Annotated in this window: 1 rRNA gene and 1 pseudogene; one reads left to right on the forward strand and one right to left on the reverse strand. The window is 71.2% G+C overall.

Going from position 1 to position 943, the window contains the following annotated elements:
- Positions 1–86: ribosomal RNA gene (gene rrf, locus ACZ6B1_RS20125) — 5S ribosomal RNA — on the forward strand; the annotation flags it as partial.
- Between the two features lie 29 nt (positions 87–115).
- Here rrf and ACZ6B1_RS20130 read toward each other — a convergent pair.
- Positions 116–943 (reverse strand): annotated as a pseudogene (locus ACZ6B1_RS20130) (hypothetical protein); the annotation flags it as partial.

A 943-nucleotide genomic window follows, 5' to 3' on the forward strand; every position in this document is an offset into this window, starting at 1 on the left:
GTTACATTCCGAACCCGGAAGCTAAGCCTCACAGCGCCGATGGTACTGCAGGGGGGACCCTGTGGGAGAGTAGGACGCCGCCGAACAATCTTTGGAGGACCCCTGGTCCCAGCGTTCAGCTGGGACCAGGGGTCCTTTTGTTTTTACAATGCTTGCGGTACCTAAGACAGGAGTCACCATGTCCACCAACTCTCCCGACGATCGACCGGAGCGCGACCAGCGGCGACGGGACAGTGGTGACCGTGGTGACCGCGGCGGCTACCGCGGGGACCGTGGCGGCTACCGCCGTGACAACGATCGCCGTGACAACGACCGTGGCGGCTACGGCCGTCGCGATGACAGCCGCGGGGGCGGCCACAGCGACCGTGGTGACCGCGGTGGTTTCCGCCGGGACGACAACCGGGGCGACTTCCGTCGTGACGACCGGCGTGATGACCGTCGGGGCGACGACCGTGGTGGTTTCCGTCGCGACGACCGCCGTGACGACCGCCGGGGCGGTGGCTACGGCGAGCGCGGTGGTGAGCGTGGCAGCTACGGCCGGCGCGATGACCGTCGCGAGGGCGACCGGGGCCAGCGTCCGGGCTTCCAGCGCGACGACCGCGACCGCGGGCCGCGCAGGGACGACCGCGGTGACCGCGGCTTCCGCCGTGACGACCGCCGCGACGACCGTGGCGGCTACGGCCGTCGCGATGACAGTCGCGGGGGCGGCCACAGCGACCGTGGTGACCGCGGTGGTTTCCGCCGGGACGACAACCGGGGTGACTTCCGTCGTGACGACCGGCGTGATGACCGTCGGGGCGACGACCGTGGTGGTTTCCGTCGCGACGACCGCCGTGACGACCGCCGTGGCGGTGGCTACGGCGAGCGCGGTGGTGAGCGTGGCAGCTACGGCCGGCGCGATGACCGTCGCGAGGGCGACCGGGGCCAGCGTCCGGGCTTCCAG

The sequence above is a fragment of the Streptomyces sp. NPDC041129 genome, from assembly GCF_055592265.1.